Source organism: Paenibacillus sp. BJ-4 (assembly GCF_020404765.1).
In the GTDB taxonomy this organism is placed as follows: Bacteria; Bacillota; Bacilli; order Paenibacillales; family Paenibacillaceae; genus Paenibacillus.
In genome coordinates this window covers 1-325 of the sequence record NZ_JAIVEM010000061.1, presented here as the reverse complement: position 1 = coordinate 325, position 325 = coordinate 1, and the positions used below count along the sequence as shown (strand labels likewise).

The following is a 325-nucleotide window of genomic DNA, read 5'->3' as shown; positions in this document are numbered from 1 at the left end:
TGTCCTGTACATCCTTTCACCCGGTGCGAATGGGTTTGCTGCGAATTTTTCTTCTGTAAGTTCCGGTCTGTTCAAGTACCCTCTTGCCAGTCCATCCCCTGCTATGCATAGTTCTCCCGCTACTCCTATCGGCTGCAGGCCCTTTTCCTTACTGACAACATACAACTTAATGTTATCTATGGGCTTTCCTATAGGTACAAGCTCCAATTCTTCTTCCGTAGAGCAGCCAAAGTAGGATACATCTACTGTTGCTTCTGTTGGTCCGTACAGGTTATGCAGGCTTGTTCCTTTTTCTTTGTACAGCAGCTTGTTGAACTTTTCTACT

The 325-nt window shown here is 45.5% G+C and carries 1 protein-coding gene; it reads right to left on the bottom strand.

Annotated features, from left to right (window positions below; all coding sequences use genetic code 11):
* Positions 1–325 (bottom strand): AMP-binding protein (locus LCF57_RS28160; protein WP_226000690.1); only part of this gene is annotated, 325 nt, incomplete at both ends.